Raw genomic sequence first — 22,416 nt, 5'->3', positions numbered from 1 at the left:
GCCACGCAGGAGCGGAACGACGGCCTGCCTGGACCGTTGACGAAATGAAGTTGCCGACCTTAAGGGAAGCCCAGAAGGCTACACGTGGCACCATCACCAAGACGGCACGACAATGCAGTTGGTGCCACGCGATATTCATGCTCAAACCGAGCATACGGGCGGCTTTCAACTGAGGCCTTGATAGATGATGATTGAAAACGAGGGGCCAAAGATCGGGTCTAACGACATAGCGGCCATAGAATCTGAGCTAGATGCGGAGTTATCATCCGAATATCGCGATTTTCTCTTGCGATACAACGGTGGTGCTCCAACGCCAGACGCTGTGGACCTACCTGATGCGCCGTTAACGCCGACGGATATACAGGTGTTCTTTGGTATTCGCAGATTAACAGAAACCAGCAATCTGTCGTGGAATCTCTCTCTGATTTCGGAGCGCTGTCCAGATCGTCACGTTCTGCCAATTGCATGTGACTCGGGCGGGAATCTCTTTTGCCTGAAAGTCGAGCGCCGCGTTGCTGCGGAAGTTATCTACTGCGACCTAGACTCCTCCGAATGCACGTTCTATCCGGTGGCGCCAACCTTCGGAAAATTCCTGAGTAGCCTTAGACCGTATGGGCAATAGTTTCGTTTGAGCCATTGCGGAAGGGCGAAGCTGGCAAGTTCGCTGATCTCACAGCCAAAGGACATCATAATTTCTACTGGCCCTGCCAGTGGCTGCGCGAAACGGGGCCCCTATCGTGCGTACCCACTCTTTGAGCGCACGCGTTTTCACAAGGCATTCAGGGCGGCTTTGAAAGAAGGTTTGGCGTGGTTTGCTGAAATCCTTGCCAAAAGGGCATTAATTCGGCCAGATTCGCCATGACGCCCCTCCTGCTGCGCGTTATAGAGCAATGACTGATATCACGACCGCGCAGGAATCAATGGGCATGGGATTGACTGCGACTAAGGCCAGACCGGCGAAACGAGACGTCCCGAAGTCGCGCGGCGGCCGGCCGACGAAAAGCGCCGCCATCGAGCGCGATCAGCGGCTGATCGAAGTTGCCACCCGTCTTTTTCTGGACCGGGGCTACGATGCGACTTCGCTTGATGCGGTTGCGGAAGCAGCCCGGGTCAGCAAGCCCACCGTCTATTCGCGCTACGGCGACAAGCGCGGGCTATTTGCGGAGGTGCTGAGGCGCGAGATTGCGCGCTGGCTTGCGCCGCTTGCTGAAGCGGCGGAGGTGCAGCTCACGCGTTCCTCGGACATTTCGGTCGAGCAGCGCCTGATAGAGGTCGGGCGCGAGATGCTGATGTTCACCTGCGGACCCGATGCCGTCGCGTTCAGCCGCATGATGACGTCACAGGCCATCAACTTTCCCGACATTGCCAAACTTGGCAGGGAAGAAGGCTGGTTGAAGGCCGTTTCCACCACCGCGCGCTTCTTTGATCGTTTGGTCGCACAGGGCGCTATGGACGTCGAGGATACCGGCATCGCGGCTGAGGTCTTTCTCGACGTGGTCGTCGGTCACACGCACCGCATGGCGACGTTCGGAACGCCGCTGGAGATGAAGTCCGCCGAAAAACGCATGCGCTCGGCGATCAGGCTGTTCCTGGCCGGTGCGCTTGGGCCATCAAGCCGCGTTCAGTCCACGCCTAAAGGAACCATTCGGCGGCGCCCTTCCCGCTGACAATTCCGTGAGAACGGAATTTCACGCGCGTTATCGCAGGGCGGCATCGTTGACATAACAAAACGATACGGTATGGTTTTGTTATAAGCGAAGTGCGGGCTCCCGCTTTCAGTGGTCCCGGCAGGGCTCACGTCGCTTCGATCGCCGCAAACGGCGGTACAGCCCGTTTGCGACGTTCCGCGGCCGACCCGTCTGCCTCCAAGGGGTCGGCCGCACTTTCTTTCGAGACGATCCGGCCCGTCCGCCGGCAGAGACAGGCTCAAGGATGGAGACTGCAATCATGCGTGCCCCGAGATGTTGGAGACAGTTGCTTGCAGCCGCCCTGGTGGCGGTCATCCTCCCTGCCCCGGTCTATGCTGTCGCGTCGTCGCCCGGCGAGCCAGCCTCGCTCCGCAATGAGGCCGAGGAGAGTGCTGCGTCCGACCAGCAGGCGGTCAACCGCGAGCTCGCGCTTTTCCGCGGGTCGGCTGTCTCGATGAGCCAAGCGATGGCCATCGCCGAAGCCCTGCATGCCGGCGCGACGACCGCCGATGTCAGCTTCGACGGTGCGTCGGATTCACCGGTCTACCGCGTAAAGACCCTTCACAACGACCGCATCTGGCAACATGCCATCGACGCCACGACTGGCAAGCTCGTCGGCGGCGAAGCCGCCCTGCCGCTGAAGGAGTTCGATGCCGAGGAGCGCAGCAACCTCGTTGCACTCAAGACGATCCGACACCGCCTGGCAGATGCCGTTCGCGTGGCCGAGCAAGCGGCGTCGGGCAAGGCCATCAGCGGCGGCCTGGTCCGCGAACGCGGCCGGCTGAATTTCGCAATCGTCGTCATGAGTGGCAGCGACCTGAAGGAGGTCATCCTCGAGCCTCCTGGCGCCACAGGTCGGCGATGACGGGCTACTCTGCCCCGTTTAAGCCCGGATGAGGCTAAAAGCCGTTGACGGCGGCGGCAAGCTGCCGCATAAGTCCGCGCCATGACGACTTCGACCAAAGCGACCGCGAAAACCAAAGCACCCTCCGGGGGCTCGGGAGCCGTGCGCGCGTAGCCGAACGATCGCATTATCTGAACCGAAGCCCCGCCTGAAAAGGACCGGGGCTTTTTTATTGCCCGCAGCATTGATGCTCAACCAAAGAGGATAGACCCGTGAGCCACGAACCCGTTGTTGCCATTGCCGGCGTAACCGGCGCTGTCGGCGCCGAATTCATCGCCACCATGGACAGGCGCACCTTTCCCGTCGGCAAGCTCAAGGCGCTGGCCAGCGCCCGCTCGGCCGGCAAGACCATCGACTTCCGCGGCCAAAAGGTCGTCATCGAAGAGCTCACCGAGAAGTCCTTTGAGGGCGTCGACATCGCGTTGTTCTCGGCGGGCGCCGGCATCTCGCGCAAGTTCTCCCCGGCAGCCGTGAAGGCCGGCGCGGTCGTAATCGACAATTCCTCCGCGTTCCGGATGGATCCGAACGTGCCGCTGGTGATCCCCGAGATCAACGCGGGCCGCATCCGCGAGCACAGGGGCATCATCGCCGTTCCGAATTGTTCGGCGATCACCGCGCTGGTGCCGCTGTGGCCGATCCATCGGCAGAACCGCATCAAGCGCGTGATCCTGTCGACCTATCAGGCGGCGAGCGGCGCAGGCGCAGCGGCGATGGAGGAGCTGGTGGAATCGACCCGCGCTCATCTCGAGGGCCGGCCGTTCACGCCAAAGGTCATACCGCTTCCCTACGCGTTCAACGTCTTCAGCCACAACACGGAAATCGATCCCGAGACCGGCTACAACGGCGAAGAAACCAAGGTGATCAAGGAGACCCGCAAGATCTTCGAGGACGTGCAGATCGCCATCGGCGTCACCTGCGTCCGCGTGCCGGTGCTGCGCGCCCATTGCGAAGCCATCACCTTCGAGTGTGAAAGGCCGATCACCGAGCACGAGGTCCGCGCGATCCTGTCGAAGGCGCCGGGCGTCAAGATCGTCGACGACCGGGCGAAGAACTACTTCCCGATGCCGATCGATGCGTCGGGCCAGGATGACGTCCTGGTCGGCCGCATCCGCCGGGATCTCAGCGATGCCTCAGGTCACTCGATCTCGATGTTCGTGTCGGCCGACCAGCTCCTGAAGGGCGCGGCGCTCAACGCGATCCAGATCGCGGAATTGCTGCCGGAGCGCGCGATGGCGTGATGCGGCTGTAGGGTGGGCAAAGCGAAGCGTGCCCACCATCAAGCACTCCGCTCGTGGTGGTGGGCACGCTTCGCTTTGCCCACCCTACGGCAGCTACGCACCCGTCACGCGCCAGATTACGTTGCCGACATCGTCGGCCACCAGCAGTGAGCCGTCGGGGCCGAGCGTGACGCCGACCGGCCGGCCATAGGAGACCTTCTCGTCGGGTGCGAGAAACCCCGTCAGAATATCCCGCGGCGGGCCCGACGGGCGCCCGTTCTCGAACGGCACGAACACGACGGCGTAGCCGCTCAGCGTGCTGCGATTCCAGGAGCCGTGCTGACCGATCACCATGCCGTCCGGAAAGCCCGGCAGCGTGCCTGATGGCATCCAGCACAGGCCCAGCGACGCGGTATGCCCGCCGAGTGCATAGTCCGGTTGTATAGCCTTCGCGACCATGGCCGGATCCTGCGGCACGCGGTCGTCCACCGTCTGGCCCCAGTAGCAATAGGGCCAGCCGTAGAAGCCGCCGTCGCGCACTGAAGTCAGGTAGTCCGGCGGCGTCTCGTCGCCGAGGCCATCGCGCTCGTTGACGACGGTCCAGAGCACGCTTGTGTTGGGCTCCCATGCCAGGCCCACGGCATTACGCAGCCCGCTGGCGAAGATGCGGCTCGTGCCCCCGGCCAGATCGAGCTCATAGATCGCGGCGCGGCCTTCCTCGACCTCCATGCCGCCCTCGGCGATGTTGCTGAGCGAGCCGACGCCGGCATAGAGTTTTTTGCCGTCCGCGCTCGGCAGCAGGCTCCGCGTCCAGTGCCCGCCGGGCTTGAATGCGACGAGTTTGCGCCCCTCGGCGATGATGCGGTCCGCGCCCGCGGCATATGGAAAGGCGACGACGCCGTCGGTGTTTCCGACATAGAAGGTGTCGCCGACCAGCGCCATGCCGAACGGCTGGCTCAAACCTTCCATGAAAACCCCGCGTCCTTCGGCAACGCCGTCACCGTCGCGATCCCGCAGCAACGTGATGCGGTCGGCGCTGACGCCGAGCGCCGCGGCACGCCGCATCGTCGCCTGCATCGCATAATGAAACACGTTCCTGGGCGGTCCGGCGATCTGGTTCGACTCGGCAATGAGGACGTCGCCATTGGGCAGCACGTTGATCCAGCGCGGATGGTCGAGGCCGGTCGCAAACGCGTTGACCTTGAGCCCGGGTGCAGCGGTCGGCTTTTGCCCGTCGCCCCAGCCCTGGGCCGTCGGCATCTTGAGCGTCGGAATGGCGCCTTGCGGCTTTGCCTCCGGAATCGCCGGCGCGTTGCCCCATGCCGGTGCAGGCGCAGATCCCTGCGAACGGCGCCATAGGAGCGCGACGGCACCGATCAGCGCGACGATGCGCGCAAAAATACCCGACATGTTCATGAAGTTCTCCAGATGATTGCGCGCACCCCTATCCGACGGCAGGAACCGTTGGAACCTCGCCGTCGAGGCACGAAAGCGCTGGCGCACGCCGCGCACCCGCATGGTGGCAACAGTGCAACAGCACACGCGGGATGTTTGGAAGCCGGTAGTTATACGATCTTGGCGGTAACAGCCGAATCGAAGAGACAGATAGTGGCGCTTTATTGTCAGAGCGCTTCCTCCCTGAACCTTTGCCCGCCGCACTGGCGGGCCTTTTTTTCAAGATCAAGAGGCGCGGCTTTTGCCTCAATCCCGCGCGCGAAACAGCAGGCAGGCATCCCCGTAGGAATAGAACCGGTACCCCGCCGCAATCGCATGCGCATAGGCATGCTTCATCGCGTCGAGCCCTGAGAAGGCCGACACCAGCATGAACAGCGTCGAGCGCGGCAGGTGGAAATTGGTCATGAGAATATCGACCGCGCGAAAGCGATAGCCCGGCGTGATGAAGATCGAGGTCTCGCTGTCGAACGGCTGAATGGTGCCGTCTTCGGTCGTGGCGCTCTCCAATAGCCGCAGCGATGTGGTGCCGACAGCTACGATGCGTCCGCCTTTGGCGCGCGCGGCGTTCAGGGCGCTGGCGGTATCGGCCGATATCGAACCCCACTCGGCGTGCATCCTGTGCTCAGAGGTTTCCTCCACCTTGACCGGCAGGAAGGTCCCTGCCCCGACATGCAAGGTCAGCCGGTGCAGTTCGACGCCGCGGCCGCGCAGCGCCGCTTCCAGCTCAGGCGTGAAATGCAGTCCCGCGGTCGGCGCCGCAACGGCGCCTTCGTTCGCCGCGAACATGGTCTGGTAGTCGGCCGCATCGCGGTCGTCGGGCGTGCGCTTGGAAGCGATGTAGGGCGGCAGCGGCGGCGTGCCGAGATCGGCGATGGCCTGATCCAGCGCCGGCCCATGAAACGAGAACGACAACGTAATCTCGCCCTCCTCGCCCTTGGCCTCGACCTCGGCGTCGAGATGGCCGAGCAGGCAGACCTTGCCTTCATTGCCGAAGCGAACCACGTCGCCGGGCGCGAGCTTCTTCGCAGGCTTGACCAGCGCCTGCCAGCGCGAGCCATCAAGGCGCTTGATCAGCGTCGCCTCGATCTTTGGCTCGGTCTCGCGGCCGATGCGTCGGCCTTTGAGCTGGGCGGAAATTACCTTGGTATCGTTGACGACGAGCTGGTCGCCGGGCTGCAGCCAATGCGGCAGCTCGGCGACGGTGCGGTCATGCAGCACGCCGTCGGGTTGCATCACGAGCATGCGCGCAGAATCGCGCGGGCTTGCAGGCCGCAGCGCGATGCTCGTGGCAGGGAGTTCGAAGTCGAAGAGATCGGTGCGCATCGGCCCAGGCCGTCATCGCCCGCCTTGTGCGCAATTGCGCACTGGGGCGGCGATCCAGTGCTCACGGACCTCTCTTATAGCGAAAGCTGGCGAGTACTGGATGCCCCGCCTTCGCAGGGCATGACATTGGAGTTCGTTACGGCTTAAGCCGCGTCCTGCGCCATCCGCGCCTTGACGATCTTGTCCGGGTTCTGTACCGGCTCGCCGCGCTTGATCTTGTCGACGTTCTCCATGCCCGAGGTGACCTTGCCCCAGACTGTGTACTGGCCGTTGAGGAAGGAAGCGTCGTCGAAGCAGATGAAGAACTGGCTGTCGCCGGAATCCGGGCTCGCGGCGCGGGCCATCGAGGTGGTGCCGCGGACATGCGGTTCCTTGTTGAATTCGGCCTTCAGCTTCTTGCCGGAACCGCCGGTGCCGGTGCCGTGCGGGCATCCGGTCTGTGCCATGAAGCCTTCGATCACCCGATGGAACACGATACCGTCGTAAAATCCCTCGCGCACCAGTTCCTTGATCCGGGCGACATGGCCCGGCGCCAGATCGGGGCGCATTTCGATGGTGACGGGGCCCTGGGTGGTTTCAAGAATCAAAGTATTTTCGGTATCAGCCATGCTCTTTTCTCTTCAGGTTTGGGTGGACGTTTGCGGGATCTGAAAGTGACAGCCAAAGGCCGGCCGGCAATCGCACCGCCCAGTCCCTCGGTAAATGGCAACGGCGCACAGCGTTGCAATGTTTCCATGACGGCAATTCGGTACGCAATCCGGTCGTTATCGCCAGCGTTTGCGGATTCATAGGTAATCCTTGGTTGACCAAGAATGGCGCCCTCGCGGTTGAAACTGACAATAACCGTGATGTCCATCGGGTTGGCGCGCGAAGCGGGCGGCGGCTGCCAGCACGAATACAGTTTGGCAAAGACGTCCTTGATGGTGTCGAGTTGCTCCGGCTGGGCCGACACGTGCGCCGCCGGCACAAGCCACAACAGAACGGCGGCAAACCAGACGGATGGCTTGCGGCGCGCCGAAATCATGGCCTCACTTGACGTCGGATGCGACCTGCACCTTCACCATCTTGTCGGGATCGACGACGGGTTCGCCGCGCTTGATCTTGTCGACCACATCCATGCCCGACACCACTTCGCCCATCACGGTGTACTTGCCGTTCAGTGCCGCGCCTTCGGCGAACATGATGAAGAACTGCGAATTGGCCGAGTTGGGATCGCTCGTTCGGGCCATCCCGACGATGCCGCGCTTGAACGGCACGTTGGAGAATTCGGCCGGCAGGTTCGGATGTTTCGAACCACCGGTGCCGTTGAAATTCTTGCCGTCGCCGGTCTGCGCCATGAATCCCTCGATCACGCGATGGAACGGCACGTTGTTGTAGTAGCCCTCGCGCGCCAGGAGCTTGATGCGCTCGGCATGTTGGGGCGCGAGGTCGCTCCGCAGCTTGATCACGATGCGGCCCTTGGTGGTGTCGATCACGATCGCATTCGCCTTGTCGAGATTGGCCGGCAGCGGCTGGGCGATGGCGGGGACCGCGCAGACGAGCGCGGCGACGAGTGCGAGAATGCGGATCATGAAAACTCCGGATCAAGAGGTCGGGTAGAAAGCGCCGACGGGGGCGGCTAGCTGGCGAATTTGGCCTTGAGCTGGGCTGCGACCGATGACGGCACGAAAGCTGAGAAATCCCCACCCATCTGAGCGATTTGGCGCACCAGTGTGGCGGTGATCGGGCGGACCGCCGGCGAGGCCGGAACGAATACGGTATGCACGTCGGGCGCCATGGCCTCGTTCATGCCGGCGAGCTGCATCTCGTAGTCGAGATCGGTGCCGTCACGCAGGCCGCGAATCATGATGGTCGCGCCCGCCTTCCGGGCCGCCGTGACAGTAAGGTTGTCATAGGTCGCACACTCAAAGGCGCAGCCAGCCTTCTGGGCGATGGGGCCACATACTTCCTGAAGCATGGCCAGGCGTTCTTCGATCGAAAACAACGGCTTTTTACTGGAATGAAGCGCCACTGCGACGATCAGGCGGTCGCAAAGGGTGACGGCGTGCCTCACCACGTCCAGATGGCCGTTGGTGACGGGATCGAATGAGCCGGGATAGAGCGCGATACGGGGCATAACCCCCTCTACCCCGCCCCGGGCGGCCCGGCAAGCCGGGCCCGGTTCCCTGCCGAGGCGGCTTTTTATTTCGGATCGGCCAATGAACCAGTCCGGGGCCCCAAGCGTCTCCCTGGGCGAGCCGGCAAATGTTTCGTCCGCCACTGGCCGACGAAACAAAACTCGGCCCGGATGAAACCATTTTCGGAGTTGGCGAAGACGGCCGGAAACTTGCGCTGGCTACAACTCCATCCAACGAAACGACGGGGCCGCCAAGGCCCATGACAGGGGACCGTCATGATCAAGGCTTTTTCCGCAATTGCTGCTGCTGCGTTCATTGCCGCCGCGCTGACCGTATTGCCCGGCTTTGCCCCCCAGGTCGAAGCCAGTGTTCCGCAGGCGCTTGCCAAGGGTGACCGCCTCGATATCCGCACCGTTGGCAAGGACTGCTCGCAGCAGGCCTGGCCGAATTTCGAAGCTTCCTGCCTCCGTTCGGCCGGCTCCAAGTCGATGGTGAAGGAAGCCCGCCTGGTGACCGCTGACCGCACCCCGTAACGGCAAAAGTTTTCGTTCCGACCAACCTCCAAGAGACCGCAGTATTGGCGAGCAGGGATGCCCCCCTGCTCGCCGTTTGCGTCTTCCGCCCGCCTCAGGAACGCGATCTCGTCTTGCCGGAAGATCGCGGCGCACGGCTGTCTGCCGGCCCCGGCTTGGCGACGCGCTTGAGCACCGACGTCACGACGTATCGGCCGGCGGGATGGATGCTTTCCGAGATTTCGAACAGGCGGCCGTGCGCGTCCAGATATCGGCGGATGACTTCGAGCGCGGGCGACCCCGCCTCTGCCCCCAGCGCCTTGGCAAACTCGTTCGGAATCACGCTCGCCGCGACGGTTTGGTGCACTTCGGAGGCGATCACGCCGTAACTGTCCGCAATCATGTCGCAGACCAGGCGGCGGTCTTTCCTGATGTCGCTCACCGCATCTGCATAGCTTTCTTCGACATAGCAATCGACCCAGGCCAATGGCGGGCTCTTGGGCTTGGTCGATGCTCGAACATAGGCGATCCGCAGCCAGCGCGACCCCGGCTGACAGCCGAAGCGCCGCGCCGCCTTGCGATCCATCACGACGGTGTCGATGCTTCTGATGTCGCGATCCGTCGCCGCAGCCAGAGCCACGAGATCGCTCAATGAGCCGAGCGTCTGCTGAAAACTCTCTTGCGGACGTTCGCGCGTCTCAACCCGCGTCCCGGACCCCTTCCGGCGCGAAACCGCCCCAAGCTCCGTGAGCCGACGCATCGCGGCCCGCACGGTCTGCCGGCTCACATCGTAGCGCGCGGCAAGCTCCAGTTCGGTCGGTATCAGCCCGCCGACGGGGTACTGGCCCCGGTGGATCGCCTCCAGCAAATCGCGGGCGATATCCTCGTAAATTGGCATGTCGAACGGTTCTCGGCGTGGGGCGCTCCCATAGCACGGCTTCGACGGACCCGCACCCTGCGCTTGACAAATTTGTACGTATCAATCATATGGCCGTACATATTAACAGGGAGGAAATGACCGCGGTGGCCAGCACGATCTTCGACAGCATCCTCTATCGCGACGTGTTCTCGACGCCGGCCATGCGCGCGGTGTTTTCCGACGAAGCCCAGCTCAGGGCCTATGTGCAGGCCGAAGTGGCGCTTGCGGTGGCCCAGGGCGAAGCCGGCGTGATCCCGCAAGAGGCGGCACAGGCGATCGCGCAAAAGGCCCCGGCGATCGCGCTCGACAGCGAGCAGTTGAAACGCGACACCGAGAACGTCGGCTATCCCATCGTCGGCCTGGTGCGCCAGCTCTCGGAGCAACTGGGGGAAGCCGGCCGCTACGTGCATTGGGGAGCGACCACCCAGGACATCATGGACACGGCGACGGTGCTGCAACTGCGCGAAGCGGTGGCGCTGATCGAAGCCCAGCTCGTCGAGGTCATGGCCACGCTTGCCGATCTCGCCCGCCTTCATCGCGATACGCCGATGGCAGGGCGAACCCACCTTCAACAGGCCCTGCCGATCACCTTCGGGCACAAGGCTGCGATCTGGCTCTCGGCGCTGCAGCGCTCGGCCGACCGGCTAGAACAGGCCAAGCCTCGCGCCCTTCAGGCGCAGCTCGGTGGCGCTGCGGGAACGCTGGCTTCACTGGGCACGCATGGACTGGATGTGCGTGCCGCCTATGCGCGCGTCCTCGGTCTTGCCGAGCCTGACATCACCTGGCACGTCGCCCGCGATGGACTGGTCGAGGTCGTCCAGACGCTTGCGGTGATCTGCGGCGCGCTCGGCAAGATCGGCTATGACGTCATGATCCTGATGGCAACCGAGATCGGCGAGGTGTTCGAACCCTTCGCCTCGCATCGCGGCGCATCCTCGACCATGCCGCAGAAGCGCAATCCGATCTCGTCGGAAATTCTGCTGGCGAACGCAAAGATGTCCCGCGACGCCGCGTCGCTGATGCTCGACAGCATCGTGCAGGATCTCGAGCGCGCCACCGGGCCCTGGCATTGCGAATGGCACGCATTGCCCCAGGTCTGTCTTCTCACGGCCGGCTCGCTGGCACAGGCGCAATTCATGCTTTCCGGCCTGATCGTCGATCAGGCCGCGATGAAGCGAAACCTCGATTCCACGCGCGGGCTGATCGTGGCCGAAGCCGTCATGATGGGGCTCGCGCCCGCGCTTGGCCGCCAGCTTGCGCATGACGAGGTCTATGCCGCGTGCCGCGATGCGTTCACCCGTGGCGAGCCGCTCCTCGATGCGTTGCTGCGGCGACCGGCGATCGCATCCGCCCTGCCCCGCGATCGGCTCGCCGCCTTGTGCGAACCATCGAACTATCTCGGAACGGCCGGGGCGATGGTGGACCGCGTGCTCGCCCGTCAAATCAAACGATAAGCGAAAAACGATAAACACTTGGGAGGATCGATTCATGGCGTCTCGAATTCTTGACCGCCGCGCAGTCACGTTCGGCCTGGCAGGCGCACTTTGCATGCTGCCGTCCATTCTTCGCGCTCAAACGAACTATCCGGATAAACCGATCACCGTCATCGTACCCTTCGCCGCCGGCGGGCCAACCGATGCGATCGCGCGCATCTATGCCGAATTCCTTTCGCGTTATCTCGGGCAAACGCTGGTGATCGAAAACGTCGCCGGAGCCGGCGGAACGATCGGCTCAACCAGGGCCGCGCGCGCGACACCTGACGGCTATACGATCCAGATCGGCCAGGCCGGCACGCATGTGTCGAGTGTCGGGCTCTACAAGAACCTGCGCTACAACCCGATCACGGATTACGAACATCTCGGACTGCTTGGCGACCTTCCGCAGCTGCTGATCGTCAAGCGCGATCTTCCGCCTGATAACTTCAAGGCATTCGTGGAGTATGTCCGCGCCAACGAAGCCAAGCTCAACGCCGGCACCGCCGGACCCGGCTCGTCGGCGCATATGGGCGCCGCCATGCTGAACGTACGGCTCGGCACCAAGATCAATCTGGTCTCCTATCGGGGAACGGGTCCTGCGATGAACGATCTCATCGCTGGCCAGATCGACTACATGGTCGAAGTGTCGCTCACGGCGCTGGCCCAGATTCAGGCGAAAACCGTGCGGCCGCTGGCGGTGTTTCGGTCGGCGCGGATTTCCACCCTGCCCGAGGTGCCCTCCACCAACGAGTTCGGCGTCGATGGCCTCGACTTCCCGGTCTGGCTCGGATTCCTGGCGCCGAAGGGAACGCCGCAACCAATCGTGCAGCGGTTGAACGCCTCGATCCGCAAGGCAACCCAGGACGCAACCTTGCGCGCCCGCCTCGCCCCGCTCGGCCTGGAAATGCCGCAGGACGCGGCCAATACCCCAACCGGCTTCCGCAACTACGTCCAGTCGGAAATCGATCGCTGGGTGCCGCTGATCCAGAAGGCCGGTTTGACCATCGAGTGATGCCCGATCGTAGCCCGGATGAAGCGAAGCGCAATCCGGGACGGTCTCGCCAGCGGATAGGCCTATCCCCGGGTTGCGCTGCGCTCCACCCGGGCTACGGTCACTATTGTTGCGGGGCCGACAACCGGCGGATCACCCAACTATTGCCGAAACGCGCGAGCATCGCGTCGCAATTGTTGTCTGGGCACCTTCGATCGGCGTCGGCGGGATACACGCGCAGAGCGATATGGTCATTATCGATCCAGCGCTCGAGGCGCCATTCGCGAAGCTCGCCAGCCTCGCTGAGATGCTCCCACTCCAGCGAAAGCGAACTGTTTGCAGTGGACCCGACGGAAAGATCGTGAGGACCGCCATGGCCGTAATCATTATCTATGACAACAAACCTTGATCCATCCGGCGAAAAATATGGCGTGCCTGATACAAGCAGAACCTTTCCTGTGCGAGCGCTGAGAAGTTCGACGCTGCTTCCTTCGTAGTATTGAATCACGATCGAATAGACGCGCGCCTCAGCATGATACGCGGCAAGCCGATGGCTGATGCAATTTTTCGCGTCGTCGGTCTCGCAGGCTTTGGGATCATCCCGGTACACCTTTGACGCGCCGCTTTCGAGCCGCAGCGTTAGCAGATCTCCCTTACGGCTCGCCAGTCTTCCGAACTCACGCAAGCAAGCAGCCTCCAGGGCATTCGCTTTCTCGCCGTCGATATCGACGCCGCAGGTCGCGGCGGCCGTTTTCGTATCATCCTGGGCTGCGGCGTATCCGGGTAACAGGAGCGCCAGACATCCTGCGACCAACATGTAAACCATACGAATGCGCATAAGGTCAGCCGATATCCTGAGCCCACAACGGCGTGCCTGCTCCGCACGGATTTCTATCTTCAGTTGATCGTCAGAACAAGCGCGTAGCCCGGATGAAGCGAAGCGCAATCCGGGGAACGTCTCGCTAGCGGATGAGCTAATCCCGGGTTGCGCTTCGCTTCAGCGGGCTACGGCTGACTAATGCTTCCCACCGGGGACAAGTTGCCGCGACATGGAAAGAATTGCGTTTGCCGTCTCTGCTGGATGAAGCGTCGGATGCAAATGTGTGCCTTGCAGGCCAGCCACGTCGTTGCGCCTCGATGGCTGCGTGATCATAGATCGCCGAAGTCTGGATGAAACCGGCAGGGATATGGTCCCAATTGGCGAGTTCGATCGCGTCGTCGAACCAGCCGATGTGCATGCGTGGGAGTCCACTCTCGAACCGTGCGAATGCCACCGCGTCGCGCGCCAGAACATCCAGACCGACAAGAGACATACGCCGCATATCGCGCGCGAACCATCTCGACCAGATCGGAAGCATGCCGGCGGGTTCGACGAGGCCCTTGATGAAGTCGTGAAGGGCGGGCCTGACCGGGAAGGCTGCGCCTTGCGATGGAGGCACCTCCCCATCCACAATGATTATTCCGCGCGCGGGCAGCCTGGTCGCAAGATCGGCAACCAGCGCACTCGCCGAGCTATGACCCACCACAATCGGTTCATGGCCGCGGGTCATGTTCTCCAGAAGTTGAGAGGTCCATGCGCTCCAGGAAGGCGGCGAACGGTGATGGGCCAGTACGTCAGGCACATGGACATGACATCCCGCCGCCCGCAGGCATTCGGCCGTTAGCTCCCAGCTTGACGCTCGGACCAGAGGTCCCGCCACAAGAGTGAATCGTAAGGACATTGTTTCCCAAAAATCCGGCGACCAGCGAATTGCCTCGAGGGGCGCGCGACCGGGCGCTCCTCCCGATGACGGCAGCGCTAGCCGCCGTTCCCGTTCTCGCCGTTCTCCCCGTCGTCACCGATATGCTCGACCGACACCACGTGCTCGTCCTCGGCGGTATCGAACACGATGACGCCCTGGGTCGAACTGCGGATGCCTAGTATCGTCGCTGTTCCTTCGCTCGAAGCCCAAACATAGCACAATTCCGGCGGTGCACCGCCGACGTCTCCGGCTTCATCGCGCGCTGACGCCAGAAGCCATGGGCCTGTGGGCGATTCTACGGGCCACCTCAATTCAAGTACTACAAAATCCGCCGGTTGACGCCGACGCACGTTACTTCGGCGGGTGCAAATCGCCTTGAAGCCAGCGTCCAAGGGACTTGGACTTCATGGGGTCTTCATACGCGGCAAGGGTCGTATGTGCGTGGTTGCAGATGGCGCATTCAAAGCTATGCAAGTCGACGCCCGGGCGTGCCAGCTCGATACTGACGAGCATCATCGGGGCCTTGCACTTCGGACAAGCGGGGCGCTCAATTGCAACGAATGGAATGACGGACGACAGGCGTTGAGACTGGGGCATGATGCTTCCCTCGAATAGGCGGGAGCGCAACACTCTCTGTCACCGGTAATGCCCAGGAGGCGGAGCGGTGATTGTCCGAGTATGCGCCTCCAGGGAACTCAAAAGCGAGTTAATTCGCGGATATTTGGAAGGAAGGCAGGCACCAGCCCATAGTCCGGGCCCCGCCGCTCACCCCCGGCGGGTTTTGCTTGCCTTCTAGATCGGCACGAGGTTGTCTCTAGGTCCTATCGGATATGGGAGACGACCAAGGTGGCAACCGGAACGGTGAAGTGGTTCAACGCGACAAAGGGCTATGGATTCATTCAGCCCGATAACGGCAGCAAGGATGTGTTCGTGCACATCTCCGCGGTCGAGAAAGCTGGGCTCAGCACACTCAATGAGGGTGCAAAGGTCAGCTATGAGGAAGTGCCCAACAAGGGGAAGACGTCGGCGGAGAATTTGAGGGTCGGGTGACTTCGGAAGGGCATTGCGAAGCCCGCCGGCTCACGCCGGGGGGTTTCGCTGCCGCTTGTTTGCAAGTGGCCTGTCACATTTGAATTGAACGGCTTTCTTTTTGATTTGCCGGAACGAGCTATCGTATGCCCGGTTGTTGCATGTTCCCGACCATTAGGGAGACGTGATGACAAACAGAATAATCCCCACAGGTATGGTCAGCAGAATCGACAGGGCGATTAGTACGCCAAGTCCGGCCAGAACCCGAATCAGACGCTTGGCCAACAGACGCAAAATTCAAACCAGGGCGGGCAGCAGAGCGGCGGTCAACAAAGAGATCCGCAACGCTAATGGAAACGAACTGTTCGCTTCGTCTGGCGAATGGTGAGCAAGTCAAGCATCTTTGTCTTTAAAACGTGGCAAGTCAGTTGATTTTGGTGGTTGTTGGCAGCGGCACTCGAAAGATGTTTATGCCTGAGCAAAAGCTTCACAGCCACGAAGAAGTGTTTAAAGATCATGTCACCGGTCAGTATGATGAAACCATATTTCGTTTCAGAGTGCCGGGCGGGTGGATTTATACGCACACTGTTATCCGGTTTGGTTCGGTCGATAAAAACTTCGTAGCAGATACTTTCGTTCCTGACCCTAAGGATTGGTCTGGTGACGGAGCAGTCATCCGAAATACGTGAACCGAATCACGCCAGCCTCGATGCAAAGCGCGATCGTTATTGAGCGCTCAGACGGCATTCCGGCTTGTGCCCGTTTTAATGACTGCTTGCCGCTCGGCTAACCGCTTGAGCGATATCAGTGCCATGTTGGTGACGGCTTGCCCAAACTTGTTGTCGTCTTCCTCGATCGTTCTGGCAGATAATACGTCCTCGACCTTCCCTCTCTTGGGCGCAATGTGCGATCCAATCCATGCCCTCAAGGAGGTAGCTATGGAACATCAATTTTTCATTCGCCAGCAAAACCTTAAGCTCTATCGCAGTCTCGTGGCTGCATCGGAAGCGGCGGCAGCAAAAGCTGACGCGCGGCAGCAGAAACATTTAAAGCTACTGGCAAAGGAAGTAGCGAACGAACCGCCGCCCAGAAAGAACTAATGCGTTTGCTGTCGGCATAAGCGGCTCAAGAGGCGCTTGCGCCGTCTCGAAGGATAAGGCCCCCGGTGCCATGGTTCGAGACGCGCGCCGAGGCGCGCTCCTCACCATGAGGGCGGCGCTAGCCGCCGTTCCCGTTCTCGCCGTTCTCCCCGTCGTCGCCGATATGCTCGACCGACACCACGTGTTCGTCTTCAGCGGTATCGAACACGATGACGCCCTGCGTCGAGCGGCCGGCGATGCGGATGTCCTCTACCGGGCAGCGGATCAGCTGGCCCTTGTCGGTAACCAGCATGATCTGATCGCTGTGCTCCACGGGGAATGACGCCACCAGCTTGCCGTTACGGTTGTTGACGGACATCGCGACGATGCCTTTGCCGCCGCGGCCGGTGGTGCGGTATTCGTAGGACGAGGTGCGCTTGCCATAGCCGTTGACGGAGACCGTCAGCACGACCTGCTCCTGCGCCGACATGTCTGCGTAGCGCTCCTGCGAGAGCTGGAGCGAACCCGAAGTCTCCTCACCCTCGGCATCCGCAGGCTCCTCAACCGAGGTTTCGCCGGCCACCGCGCGGCGCATCTTCAGGTAGGCCAACCGTTCGTCCGACGTGGTCTCGACATGGCGCAGGATCGCCAGCGAGATCAGCGTGTCGTTCTGGGCCAAGGCGATACCGCGCACGCCCATCGAGGTGCGGCCGGTGAAGACGCGGACATCGGTGACGGGGAAGCGGATACACTGGCCGCCGGCCGCGGTCAGCAGCACGTCGTCGTGCTCGGTGCAGATCTGCACGTCGACGATCGCCTCGCCCTCCCCGAGCTTCATGGCGATGATGCCGGAGCGGCGGACATCGACGAAGTCGGACAGCTTGTTGCGGCGGACGGTGCCGCCCGTCGTGGCGAACATCACGTCGAGATTGGCCCAGGAGGATTCATCCTCCGGCAGCGGCATGATGGTGGTGATGCGCTCGCCCTGCTCCAGCGGCAGGATGTTGATCAGCGCCTTGCCGCGCGCGTTGGGCGCCGCCACCGGCAGCCGCCAGACCTTCTCCTTGTAGACCTGGCCCTTCGAGGAGAAGAACAGCACCGGCGTATGGGTCGAGGCCACGAACAGCCTGGAGACAAAGTCCTCGTCGCGGGTCTGCATGCCCGCGCGGCCCTTGCCGCCGCGGCGCTGCGCCCGATAGGTCGAGAGCGGCACGCGCTTGACGTAACCGGCGTGCGAGACCGTGACCACCATGTCCTCGCGCTGGATCAGGTCCTCGTCCTCGACCTCGCCTTCCTGCTCCATAATGACGGTTTTGCGCGGGGTGGCGAACTCGGACCGGACCGCCGCAAGTTCTTCCTTGATGATGGCCTGCACGCGCGCACGCGAGCGCAGGATGTCGAGATAGTCGGCGATTTCCACCGCGAGCTTGTCGAGATCTTCGGAAATCTCGTCGCGGCCGAGCGCCGTCAGCCGCTGCAGGCGCAGCTCGAGAATGGCCTTGGCCTGCTCCAGCGACAGCCGCGCCGTGCCGTCGGGCGCCATCCGGTGCCGGGGATCGTCGATCAGCGTGATCATCGCTTCGACGTCCCTGGCCGGCCAGTCGCGCGACATCAGCGTGTCGCGCGCGGTGGTCGGATCGGGCGAGGTTCTGATCACACGAATGATCTCGTCGATATTGGCGACCGCGATGGCGAGACCGACCAGGATATGGGCACGGTCGCGGGCCCTGTTAAGCAGGAATTTCGTGCGCCGGGTCACCACCTGTTCGCGGAAGGCGATGAACAGCGTCAGGAAGTCCTTCAGGTTCATCGTCTGCGGCCGGCCGGCGTCGAGCGCCACCATGTTGGCCGGAAAATTCGTCTGCAGCGGCGTGAAACGATAGAGCTGATTCAACACCACGTCGGGCACGGCGTCGCGCTTCAGTTCGACGACGACGCGGAAACCGTCACGGTCGGATTCGTCGCGCAGGTCGGAAATGCCCTCGATCTTCTTCTCGCGCACCAGTTCGGCGATGCGCTCCACCATGGTGGCCTTGTTCACCTGGAACGGAATTTCGGTGACGATGATCGCTTCGCGGTCCTTGCGGATGGTGTCGATGGCGACCTTGCCGCGCATCACGATCGAGCCGCGGCCGAGATGATAGGCCGAGCGGATGCCCTGACGTCCAAGGATGATGCCGCCGGTCGGGAAATCAGGCCCGGGCACGATGTTGATGAGATCGTCGATTGTCAGCGCGGGATTGTCGATCAGCGCCACGCAGGCGTCGATGACTTCGCCGAGATTGTGCGGCGGGATGTTGGTCGCCATGCCGACGGCGATGCCGCCGGCGCCGTTGACCAGAAGGTTGGGGAATTTGGCCGGCAGCACCGTCGGTTCACGGTCGCGGCTGTCGTAGTTGGCCTGGAAATCGACGGTGTCCTTGTCGATGTCGTCGAGCAGCGTCTGTGCGATCTTGGTCAGGCGGGATTCGGTGTACCGCATGGCGGCCGCCGTATCGCCGTCCACCGAGCCGAAATTGCCCTGGCCGTCGATCAGCGGCACGCGCATGGAGAAATCCTGCGCCAGACGCACCAGCGCATCATAGACCGACTGATCGCCGTGGGGATGGTATTTACCGATGACGTCGCCGACCGTGCGCGCCGACTTGTTGTACGACTTGTTCCACTCGAAGCCGTTCTCGTGCATCGCGTAGAGAATGCGGCGGTGCACGGGCTTGAGCCCGTCGCGGGCGTCCGGCAGCGCCCGCGCCACGATCACGCTCATGGCGTAATCGAGGTAGGAGCGTTTCATCTCGTCGAGGATGGAAACGGGACGGATATCGGAGGGCTCCGGCGGCTCGCCGGGCGTGTTATTTTCAGGGTCAGACAAAGGGAAATCCGGTCAGTTCTCAGCTGAGAATCATATAGCGCATCGGGGGTGCGATAACCACCCCGAAGCGCGCTGGAGAGGTTGTTTTTCCGCTCGTTTTTTCATGGACTTACGGGGATCACGAGGGCGTTCCGGCGGGTTCGCTTGAGGCGGCATTTTCAGGCCCTGCAAACCGATGCTGGAACAGCGTTTTTCCGGAACGGTCTAATGGCCTAAAACCACCGCATGCATGATCCGTCCCGGCACGAAGGTGAACAGGCCGGCGACGACGAGCGCTCCAAAGAAGATCGACATCATCGCTTTGCGGTGACCGCTGACATTGTGCCGGCGGGCATGCAGGACCGCGAGCACCAGCATGATCGGCGTGAAGATCGAGAGCAGATGGATCGGGCTGAACGGCCCGACCAGGCGGATCTCATGGATCCAAAACGAGCTGATCGCGACCGCAAACATCAGCAGCACCCAGATCCAGCCGATGGTCCGGTGCGGCAACGTTCCCTTCGGTGCTGCGAACTGCACGATGCCGAGCGCAAACGCCGCCATGGCCGCGAAGGCGTGCAGTGGGATCGTCCCGGGGGCCTCCAGCAGCGGTGCGAGGCTCATGGTGGGCGCTCCAGATCCGTTGGCGTTCGATTGAATACCGTGGAGGGCGTTAGACCGAGTTCCTAATGTAAATATCATTAACATCCAGCGAAGTCAAAACGTAGAACGGCATCCAAATTTGACTTAGAATCAACTCGCTGGACCGCATTCCAGTGAATGGAGTCGAGCCGAGGCTTGCCCGGGTGCTGCCCCAAGTTTGAATTTGTGGGCGTTCGGCCATGCGACACGAATTCGAGAACATGACCAACGTCCTATTCGTCTGCAGTGCCAATCGTCTGCGCAGCCCCACCGCCGAACAGGTCTTTTCAAATTGGCCGGGGATCGAGACCGACTCGGCCGGCATCTCGAACGGCGCGAGCGTGCCGTTGTCGTCCGAACAGGTCGAGTGGGCCGACATCATCTTCGTCATGGAGAAGACCCACCGCACCAAGCTGAACCGGAAATTCCGGGCTCGTTTGAGGGATAAGCGCGTAGTCTGCCTCGACATTCCCGACGACTACGAATTCATGGATCCCGTCTTGGTCCGGGTCCTCGAAAAGCGGGTCAGCCGTTTCCTGCCTCAACCGGGACCGTCAATGCGATAGAGAACGCCCATCGCTCCAGACAACTTGAACCGTCAGAGTTGTCTCTTTGGTCAACCCAAAGCTGCGATTTTGTTGCGCGCCGCTGCCGACGGCCACGGCGCGGCACACCGCTACGATCCCCGGGGGAACGACAAGACCCAAAGCAGAACTGCCGTCGCAGCGGCGGTCCAACGGCGGGTGTGATCGGGGCTGCTGGTCAGGCAGCAGGACGCCCAAACGGTAGATAATCGCGGCCGAGTTGTCTGTGGAGCTGCAGCCAGATTGGAAGCTGTCGCGCCATCCGTCGATCGCCCTCGATCGACAATGCTTTTCCCTCGACCTCCTGCCAACTCACCTGCCCGAGGTAAAGCCTGACAAGGATAGCAACATCACCGCGAACGGTCAGATCGACGGTATATCCCGGATCCTTGAAGCATATGTCGACGCCTGTCCGTTCGAGGATCAGCCACATGATGCGTAACGTCGTTCGGCTTCTGGGAACACCGGAGAATTCGAAGCGGATGACCACGCGGCGCTCCGGCAACGCACCGATGTCGACGCGCTTGCGCATTCGCCACATCAACAGGCCGGGATTCAAATCGTCGGCGGTGAGCCGATCGCGGGCGTGCGCCAAACCCCAGCGCGAGAGGTCACGCAAGACATCGTGAAACGCTTCGCCCGACGGTGTCAGCCAATGTTCGCAGCCAGAACCGTCAGGGTGAGTTCTTACGACAATTCCGTTTTCTTCCAATTGCCGCAGGCGCTCGGCCAGGAGAGTCCGCGACATCAGCGGCACCCCGCGATGAATGTCATTGAAGCTATGTGCGCCCAACATCAACTCGCGCAGCACGAGCGGCGTCCAACGTGTGGCGAAGACCTCGGACGCCTTTGCGATCGGGCAGAACTCGCCGTAACCGCCTTTCATGGCGGCAATTCAAACATCTTTGGTTCGCAGGAACCAGTCCAGATTTTGGACTTGTCGCCATCCGTCGTTCGGCAAACGATGCGGTCATTTCGGGCGGAACCCCAGGGTGATCAGCTTGTGGAGGGATCCATGTGGCAGCGTAGCCATGGCCTTGCAGGTCTTTCACGCCGGCAGGCGTTAACAGCGTTCGGCGGGGCGGCAATGTTAGCCGCAGCAATCCCGGATGCCTCGAATGCGCGGTCACGAGAGGGCAACAAGATGACCTATGTACTGATCCACCCGGCCTGGTTCGGCGGCTGGTGCTGGAAAAAGCTGACGCCGCTGCTGCGTGCGCAGGGGCACGAGGTGTTCACTCCGACGCTGACCGGGCTCGGCGAGCGCGCGCATTTGGCAAGGCCGGAAATCGGACTTGAAACGCACGTCCGCGACATCATCAACGTCATCGAATACGAGGACCTGCGCAACGTCATCCTTGTCGGCAACAGCTCGGGCGGGATGGTGATTACTGGCGTCGCCGATCACATGCCCGAACGGATCGCGCATATGGTCTTTCTCGACGCCTTCGTGCCGATGGATGGCCAGAGCATGCTGGACGTGATCCCGCCCGATCGTCGGCCCGCCCTGGAGGCCTTCGTGCAGAAAGAAGGTAACGGCTGGCTCCTGCCGCGTTTCGCGCCGCCGCCATGGGAAAAACTTGTCACCGAAACCTGGCAAGTGACCGAAAAGGCGGATCTCGACTGGATACTGCCCCGGCTGTGCCCGACACCGTTCGGCCATTTCAAGGAGCCGGTGAAGCGCAAGAATCCCACCGCCGAGAAGTTGCCACGCACCTACATCCGCACCCAGTGGCCGCATCCGGGCTTCGATCGTTATGCGGGGGGTGCGAGCGCGGCGGCGGGGTGGCAATCACGCAAAATCGCGAGCTCACACCTGCCCTACATTACGCATCCAACCGAGCTGGCGGCGCTGCTGCTGGAAGTCGCGGGCTGACGGCGTTGCGCGCAA

24 protein-coding genes and 1 pseudogene are annotated in these 22,416 nt (G+C 62.1%); 12 read left to right on the top strand and 13 right to left on the bottom strand.

All coding sequences use genetic code 11. The annotated features are described in order from the left end of the window. Nucleotides 1-73 precede the first annotated feature (73 nt). The 4 genes and pseudogenes from IVB05_RS43550 to IVB05_RS20430 form a co-directional block, all read left to right on the top strand. Nucleotides 74-181 (top strand): annotated as a pseudogene (locus IVB05_RS43550) (HNH endonuclease); the annotation flags it as partial. Between the two features lie 745 nt (nt 182-926). Then, nucleotides 927-1,667, top strand: a complete 741-nt coding sequence (locus IVB05_RS20440) for a TetR/AcrR family transcriptional regulator (RefSeq protein ID WP_247786810.1) — start codon at nt 927-929, stop codon at nt 1,665-1,667. A gap of 307 nt (nt 1,668-1,974) precedes the next feature. Then, nucleotides 1,975-2,553, top strand: coding sequence for a PepSY domain-containing protein (locus IVB05_RS20435; RefSeq protein ID WP_247786392.1), 579 nt, complete (start codon nt 1,975-1,977; stop codon nt 2,551-2,553). A gap of 251 nt (nt 2,554-2,804) precedes the next feature. Next, nucleotides 2,805-3,830, top strand: a complete 1,026-nt coding sequence (locus IVB05_RS20430) for an aspartate-semialdehyde dehydrogenase (RefSeq protein ID WP_247786391.1) — start codon at nt 2,805-2,807, stop codon at nt 3,828-3,830. A gap of 93 nt (nt 3,831-3,923) precedes the next feature. Here the strand turns inward: IVB05_RS20430 and IVB05_RS20425 are convergent, their stop codons facing one another. The 6 genes from IVB05_RS20425 to coaD form a co-directional block, all read right to left on the bottom strand. Beyond that, nucleotides 3,924-5,225, bottom strand: a complete 1,302-nt coding sequence (locus IVB05_RS20425; RefSeq protein ID WP_247786390.1) for a sorbosone dehydrogenase family protein — start codon at nt 5,223-5,225, stop codon at nt 3,924-3,926. 285 nt (nt 5,226-5,510) lie between these two features. Continuing rightward, on the bottom strand, nt 5,511-6,587 hold the full coding sequence (gene queA, locus IVB05_RS20420) for a tRNA preQ1(34) S-adenosylmethionine ribosyltransferase-isomerase QueA (RefSeq protein ID WP_247786389.1): 1,077 nt from the start codon (nt 6,585-6,587) through the stop codon (nt 5,511-5,513). Between the two features lie 143 nt (nt 6,588-6,730). Then, on the bottom strand, nt 6,731-7,195 hold the full coding sequence (locus IVB05_RS20415) for a peptidylprolyl isomerase (protein ID WP_247786388.1): 465 nt from the start codon (nt 7,193-7,195) through the stop codon (nt 6,731-6,733). Continuing rightward, nucleotides 7,171-7,611 carry a TonB C-terminal domain-containing protein gene (locus tag IVB05_RS20410; RefSeq protein WP_247786387.1) on the bottom strand — a complete coding sequence of 147 codons (441 nt, stop codon included), beginning with the start codon at nt 7,609-7,611 and terminating at the stop codon, nt 7,171-7,173. Before IVB05_RS20410 ends, IVB05_RS20415 begins: the two co-directional genes overlap by 25 nt. Nucleotides 7,612-7,615: 4 nt before the next feature. Then, nucleotides 7,616-8,158 (bottom strand): peptidylprolyl isomerase, encoded by a 543-nt coding sequence (locus IVB05_RS20405; protein WP_247786386.1) that lies wholly within the window; start codon nt 8,156-8,158, stop codon nt 7,616-7,618. Nucleotides 8,159-8,205: 47 nt separating this feature from the next. After that, nucleotides 8,206-8,703 carry a pantetheine-phosphate adenylyltransferase gene (gene coaD / locus IVB05_RS20400; RefSeq protein ID WP_247786385.1) on the bottom strand — a complete coding sequence of 166 codons (498 nt, stop codon included), beginning with the start codon at nt 8,701-8,703 and terminating at the stop codon, nt 8,206-8,208. 276 nt (nt 8,704-8,979) lie between these two features. Between coaD and IVB05_RS20395 the strand changes: the two genes are divergently transcribed. After that, on the top strand, nt 8,980-9,237 hold the full coding sequence (locus tag IVB05_RS20395) for a hypothetical protein (protein ID WP_247786384.1): 258 nt from the start codon (nt 8,980-8,982) through the stop codon (nt 9,235-9,237). Between the two features lie 94 nt (nt 9,238-9,331). Here IVB05_RS20395 and IVB05_RS20390 read toward each other — a convergent pair whose 3' ends face one another. Next, nucleotides 9,332-10,114, bottom strand: a complete 783-nt coding sequence (locus IVB05_RS20390) for a GntR family transcriptional regulator (protein ID WP_247786383.1) — start codon at nt 10,112-10,114, stop codon at nt 9,332-9,334. A 116-nt stretch (nt 10,115-10,230) separates the two neighbouring features. Here IVB05_RS20390 and pcaB point away from each other — a divergent pair, with 116 nt between their 5' ends. Both pcaB and IVB05_RS20380 read left to right on the top strand, forming a co-directional pair. After that, nucleotides 10,231-11,589, top strand: coding sequence for a 3-carboxy-cis,cis-muconate cycloisomerase (gene pcaB / locus IVB05_RS20385; RefSeq protein WP_247786382.1), 1,359 nt, complete (start codon nt 10,231-10,233; stop codon nt 11,587-11,589). A 34-nt stretch (nt 11,590-11,623) separates the two neighbouring features. After that, complete coding sequence (locus IVB05_RS20380; RefSeq protein ID WP_247786381.1) at nt 11,624-12,622, top strand: tripartite tricarboxylate transporter substrate-binding protein; 999 nt, start codon at nt 11,624-11,626, stop codon at nt 12,620-12,622. A gap of 103 nt (nt 12,623-12,725) precedes the next feature. Here the strand turns inward: IVB05_RS20380 and IVB05_RS20375 are convergent, their stop codons facing one another. The 3 genes from IVB05_RS20375 to IVB05_RS20365 all read right to left on the bottom strand — a co-directional run bounded on the left by IVB05_RS20375 (nt 12,726) and on the right by IVB05_RS20365 (nt 14,654). Next, nucleotides 12,726-13,439, bottom strand: coding sequence for a hypothetical protein (locus tag IVB05_RS20375; protein ID WP_247786380.1), 714 nt, complete (start codon nt 13,437-13,439; stop codon nt 12,726-12,728). Between the two features lie 136 nt (nt 13,440-13,575). Continuing rightward, complete coding sequence (locus IVB05_RS20370) at nt 13,576-14,322, bottom strand: alpha/beta hydrolase (protein WP_247786379.1); 747 nt, start codon at nt 14,320-14,322, stop codon at nt 13,576-13,578. 77 nt (nt 14,323-14,399) lie between these two features. Then, nucleotides 14,400-14,654 carry a hypothetical protein gene (locus IVB05_RS20365; RefSeq protein ID WP_247786378.1) on the bottom strand — a complete coding sequence of 85 codons (255 nt, stop codon included), beginning with the start codon at nt 14,652-14,654 and terminating at the stop codon, nt 14,400-14,402. Between the two features lie 535 nt (nt 14,655-15,189). On the opposite strand from IVB05_RS20365, the gene IVB05_RS20360 reads away from it, so the two are divergent. The 3 genes from IVB05_RS20360 (at nt 15,190) to IVB05_RS20350 (ending at nt 16,472) form a co-directional block, all read left to right on the top strand. Continuing rightward, nucleotides 15,190-15,393, top strand: coding sequence for a cold-shock protein (locus IVB05_RS20360; RefSeq protein WP_074278830.1), 204 nt, complete (start codon nt 15,190-15,192; stop codon nt 15,391-15,393). Between the two features lie 407 nt (nt 15,394-15,800). Then, nucleotides 15,801-16,061, top strand: coding sequence for a hypothetical protein (locus IVB05_RS20355; RefSeq protein ID WP_247786377.1), 261 nt, complete (start codon nt 15,801-15,803; stop codon nt 16,059-16,061). A 105-nt stretch (nt 16,062-16,166) separates the two neighbouring features. Beyond that, nucleotides 16,167-16,472, top strand: coding sequence for a hypothetical protein (locus IVB05_RS20350; RefSeq protein ID WP_247786376.1), 306 nt, complete (start codon nt 16,167-16,169; stop codon nt 16,470-16,472). A gap of 118 nt (nt 16,473-16,590) precedes the next feature. Here the strand turns inward: IVB05_RS20350 and gyrA are convergent, their stop codons facing one another. Together gyrA and IVB05_RS20340 are read right to left on the bottom strand one after the other, a co-directional pair. After that, nucleotides 16,591-19,320 carry a DNA gyrase subunit A gene (gene gyrA, locus IVB05_RS20345; protein WP_247786375.1) on the bottom strand — a complete coding sequence of 910 codons (2,730 nt, stop codon included), beginning with the start codon at nt 19,318-19,320 and terminating at the stop codon, nt 16,591-16,593. Between the two features lie 204 nt (nt 19,321-19,524). Then, entirely contained in the window at nt 19,525-19,923 is a 399-nt protein-coding gene (locus IVB05_RS20340; RefSeq protein WP_247786374.1) for a DUF2306 domain-containing protein, read from the bottom strand. Between the two features lie 239 nt (nt 19,924-20,162). Between IVB05_RS20340 and IVB05_RS20335 the strand changes: the two genes are divergently transcribed. Further along, nucleotides 20,163-20,507 (top strand): low molecular weight protein tyrosine phosphatase family protein, encoded by a 345-nt coding sequence (locus IVB05_RS20335; RefSeq protein WP_247786809.1) that lies wholly within the window; start codon nt 20,163-20,165, stop codon nt 20,505-20,507. A gap of 196 nt (nt 20,508-20,703) precedes the next feature. On the opposite strand, the gene IVB05_RS20330 is transcribed toward IVB05_RS20335, so the two are convergent. Then, the gene (locus IVB05_RS20330) at nt 20,704-21,411 is read right to left on the bottom strand and encodes a helix-turn-helix domain-containing protein (RefSeq protein ID WP_256473426.1); all 708 of its coding nucleotides are present in this window, start codon (nt 21,409-21,411) and stop codon (nt 20,704-20,706) included. Between the two features lie 129 nt (nt 21,412-21,540). On the opposite strand from IVB05_RS20330, the gene IVB05_RS20325 reads away from it, so the two are divergent. Further along, nucleotides 21,541-22,401 (top strand): alpha/beta fold hydrolase, encoded by an 861-nt coding sequence (locus tag IVB05_RS20325; RefSeq protein ID WP_247786372.1) that lies wholly within the window; start codon nt 21,541-21,543, stop codon nt 22,399-22,401. Nucleotides 22,402-22,416: the final 15 nt, after the last annotated feature.

This window comes from Bradyrhizobium sp. 170 (genome assembly GCF_023101085.1).
GTDB lineage: Bacteria > Pseudomonadota > Alphaproteobacteria > Rhizobiales > Xanthobacteraceae > Bradyrhizobium.
The sequence above is the reverse complement of the archived record's forward strand: the minus strand, read 5'-3'. Positions and strand labels throughout refer to the sequence as shown.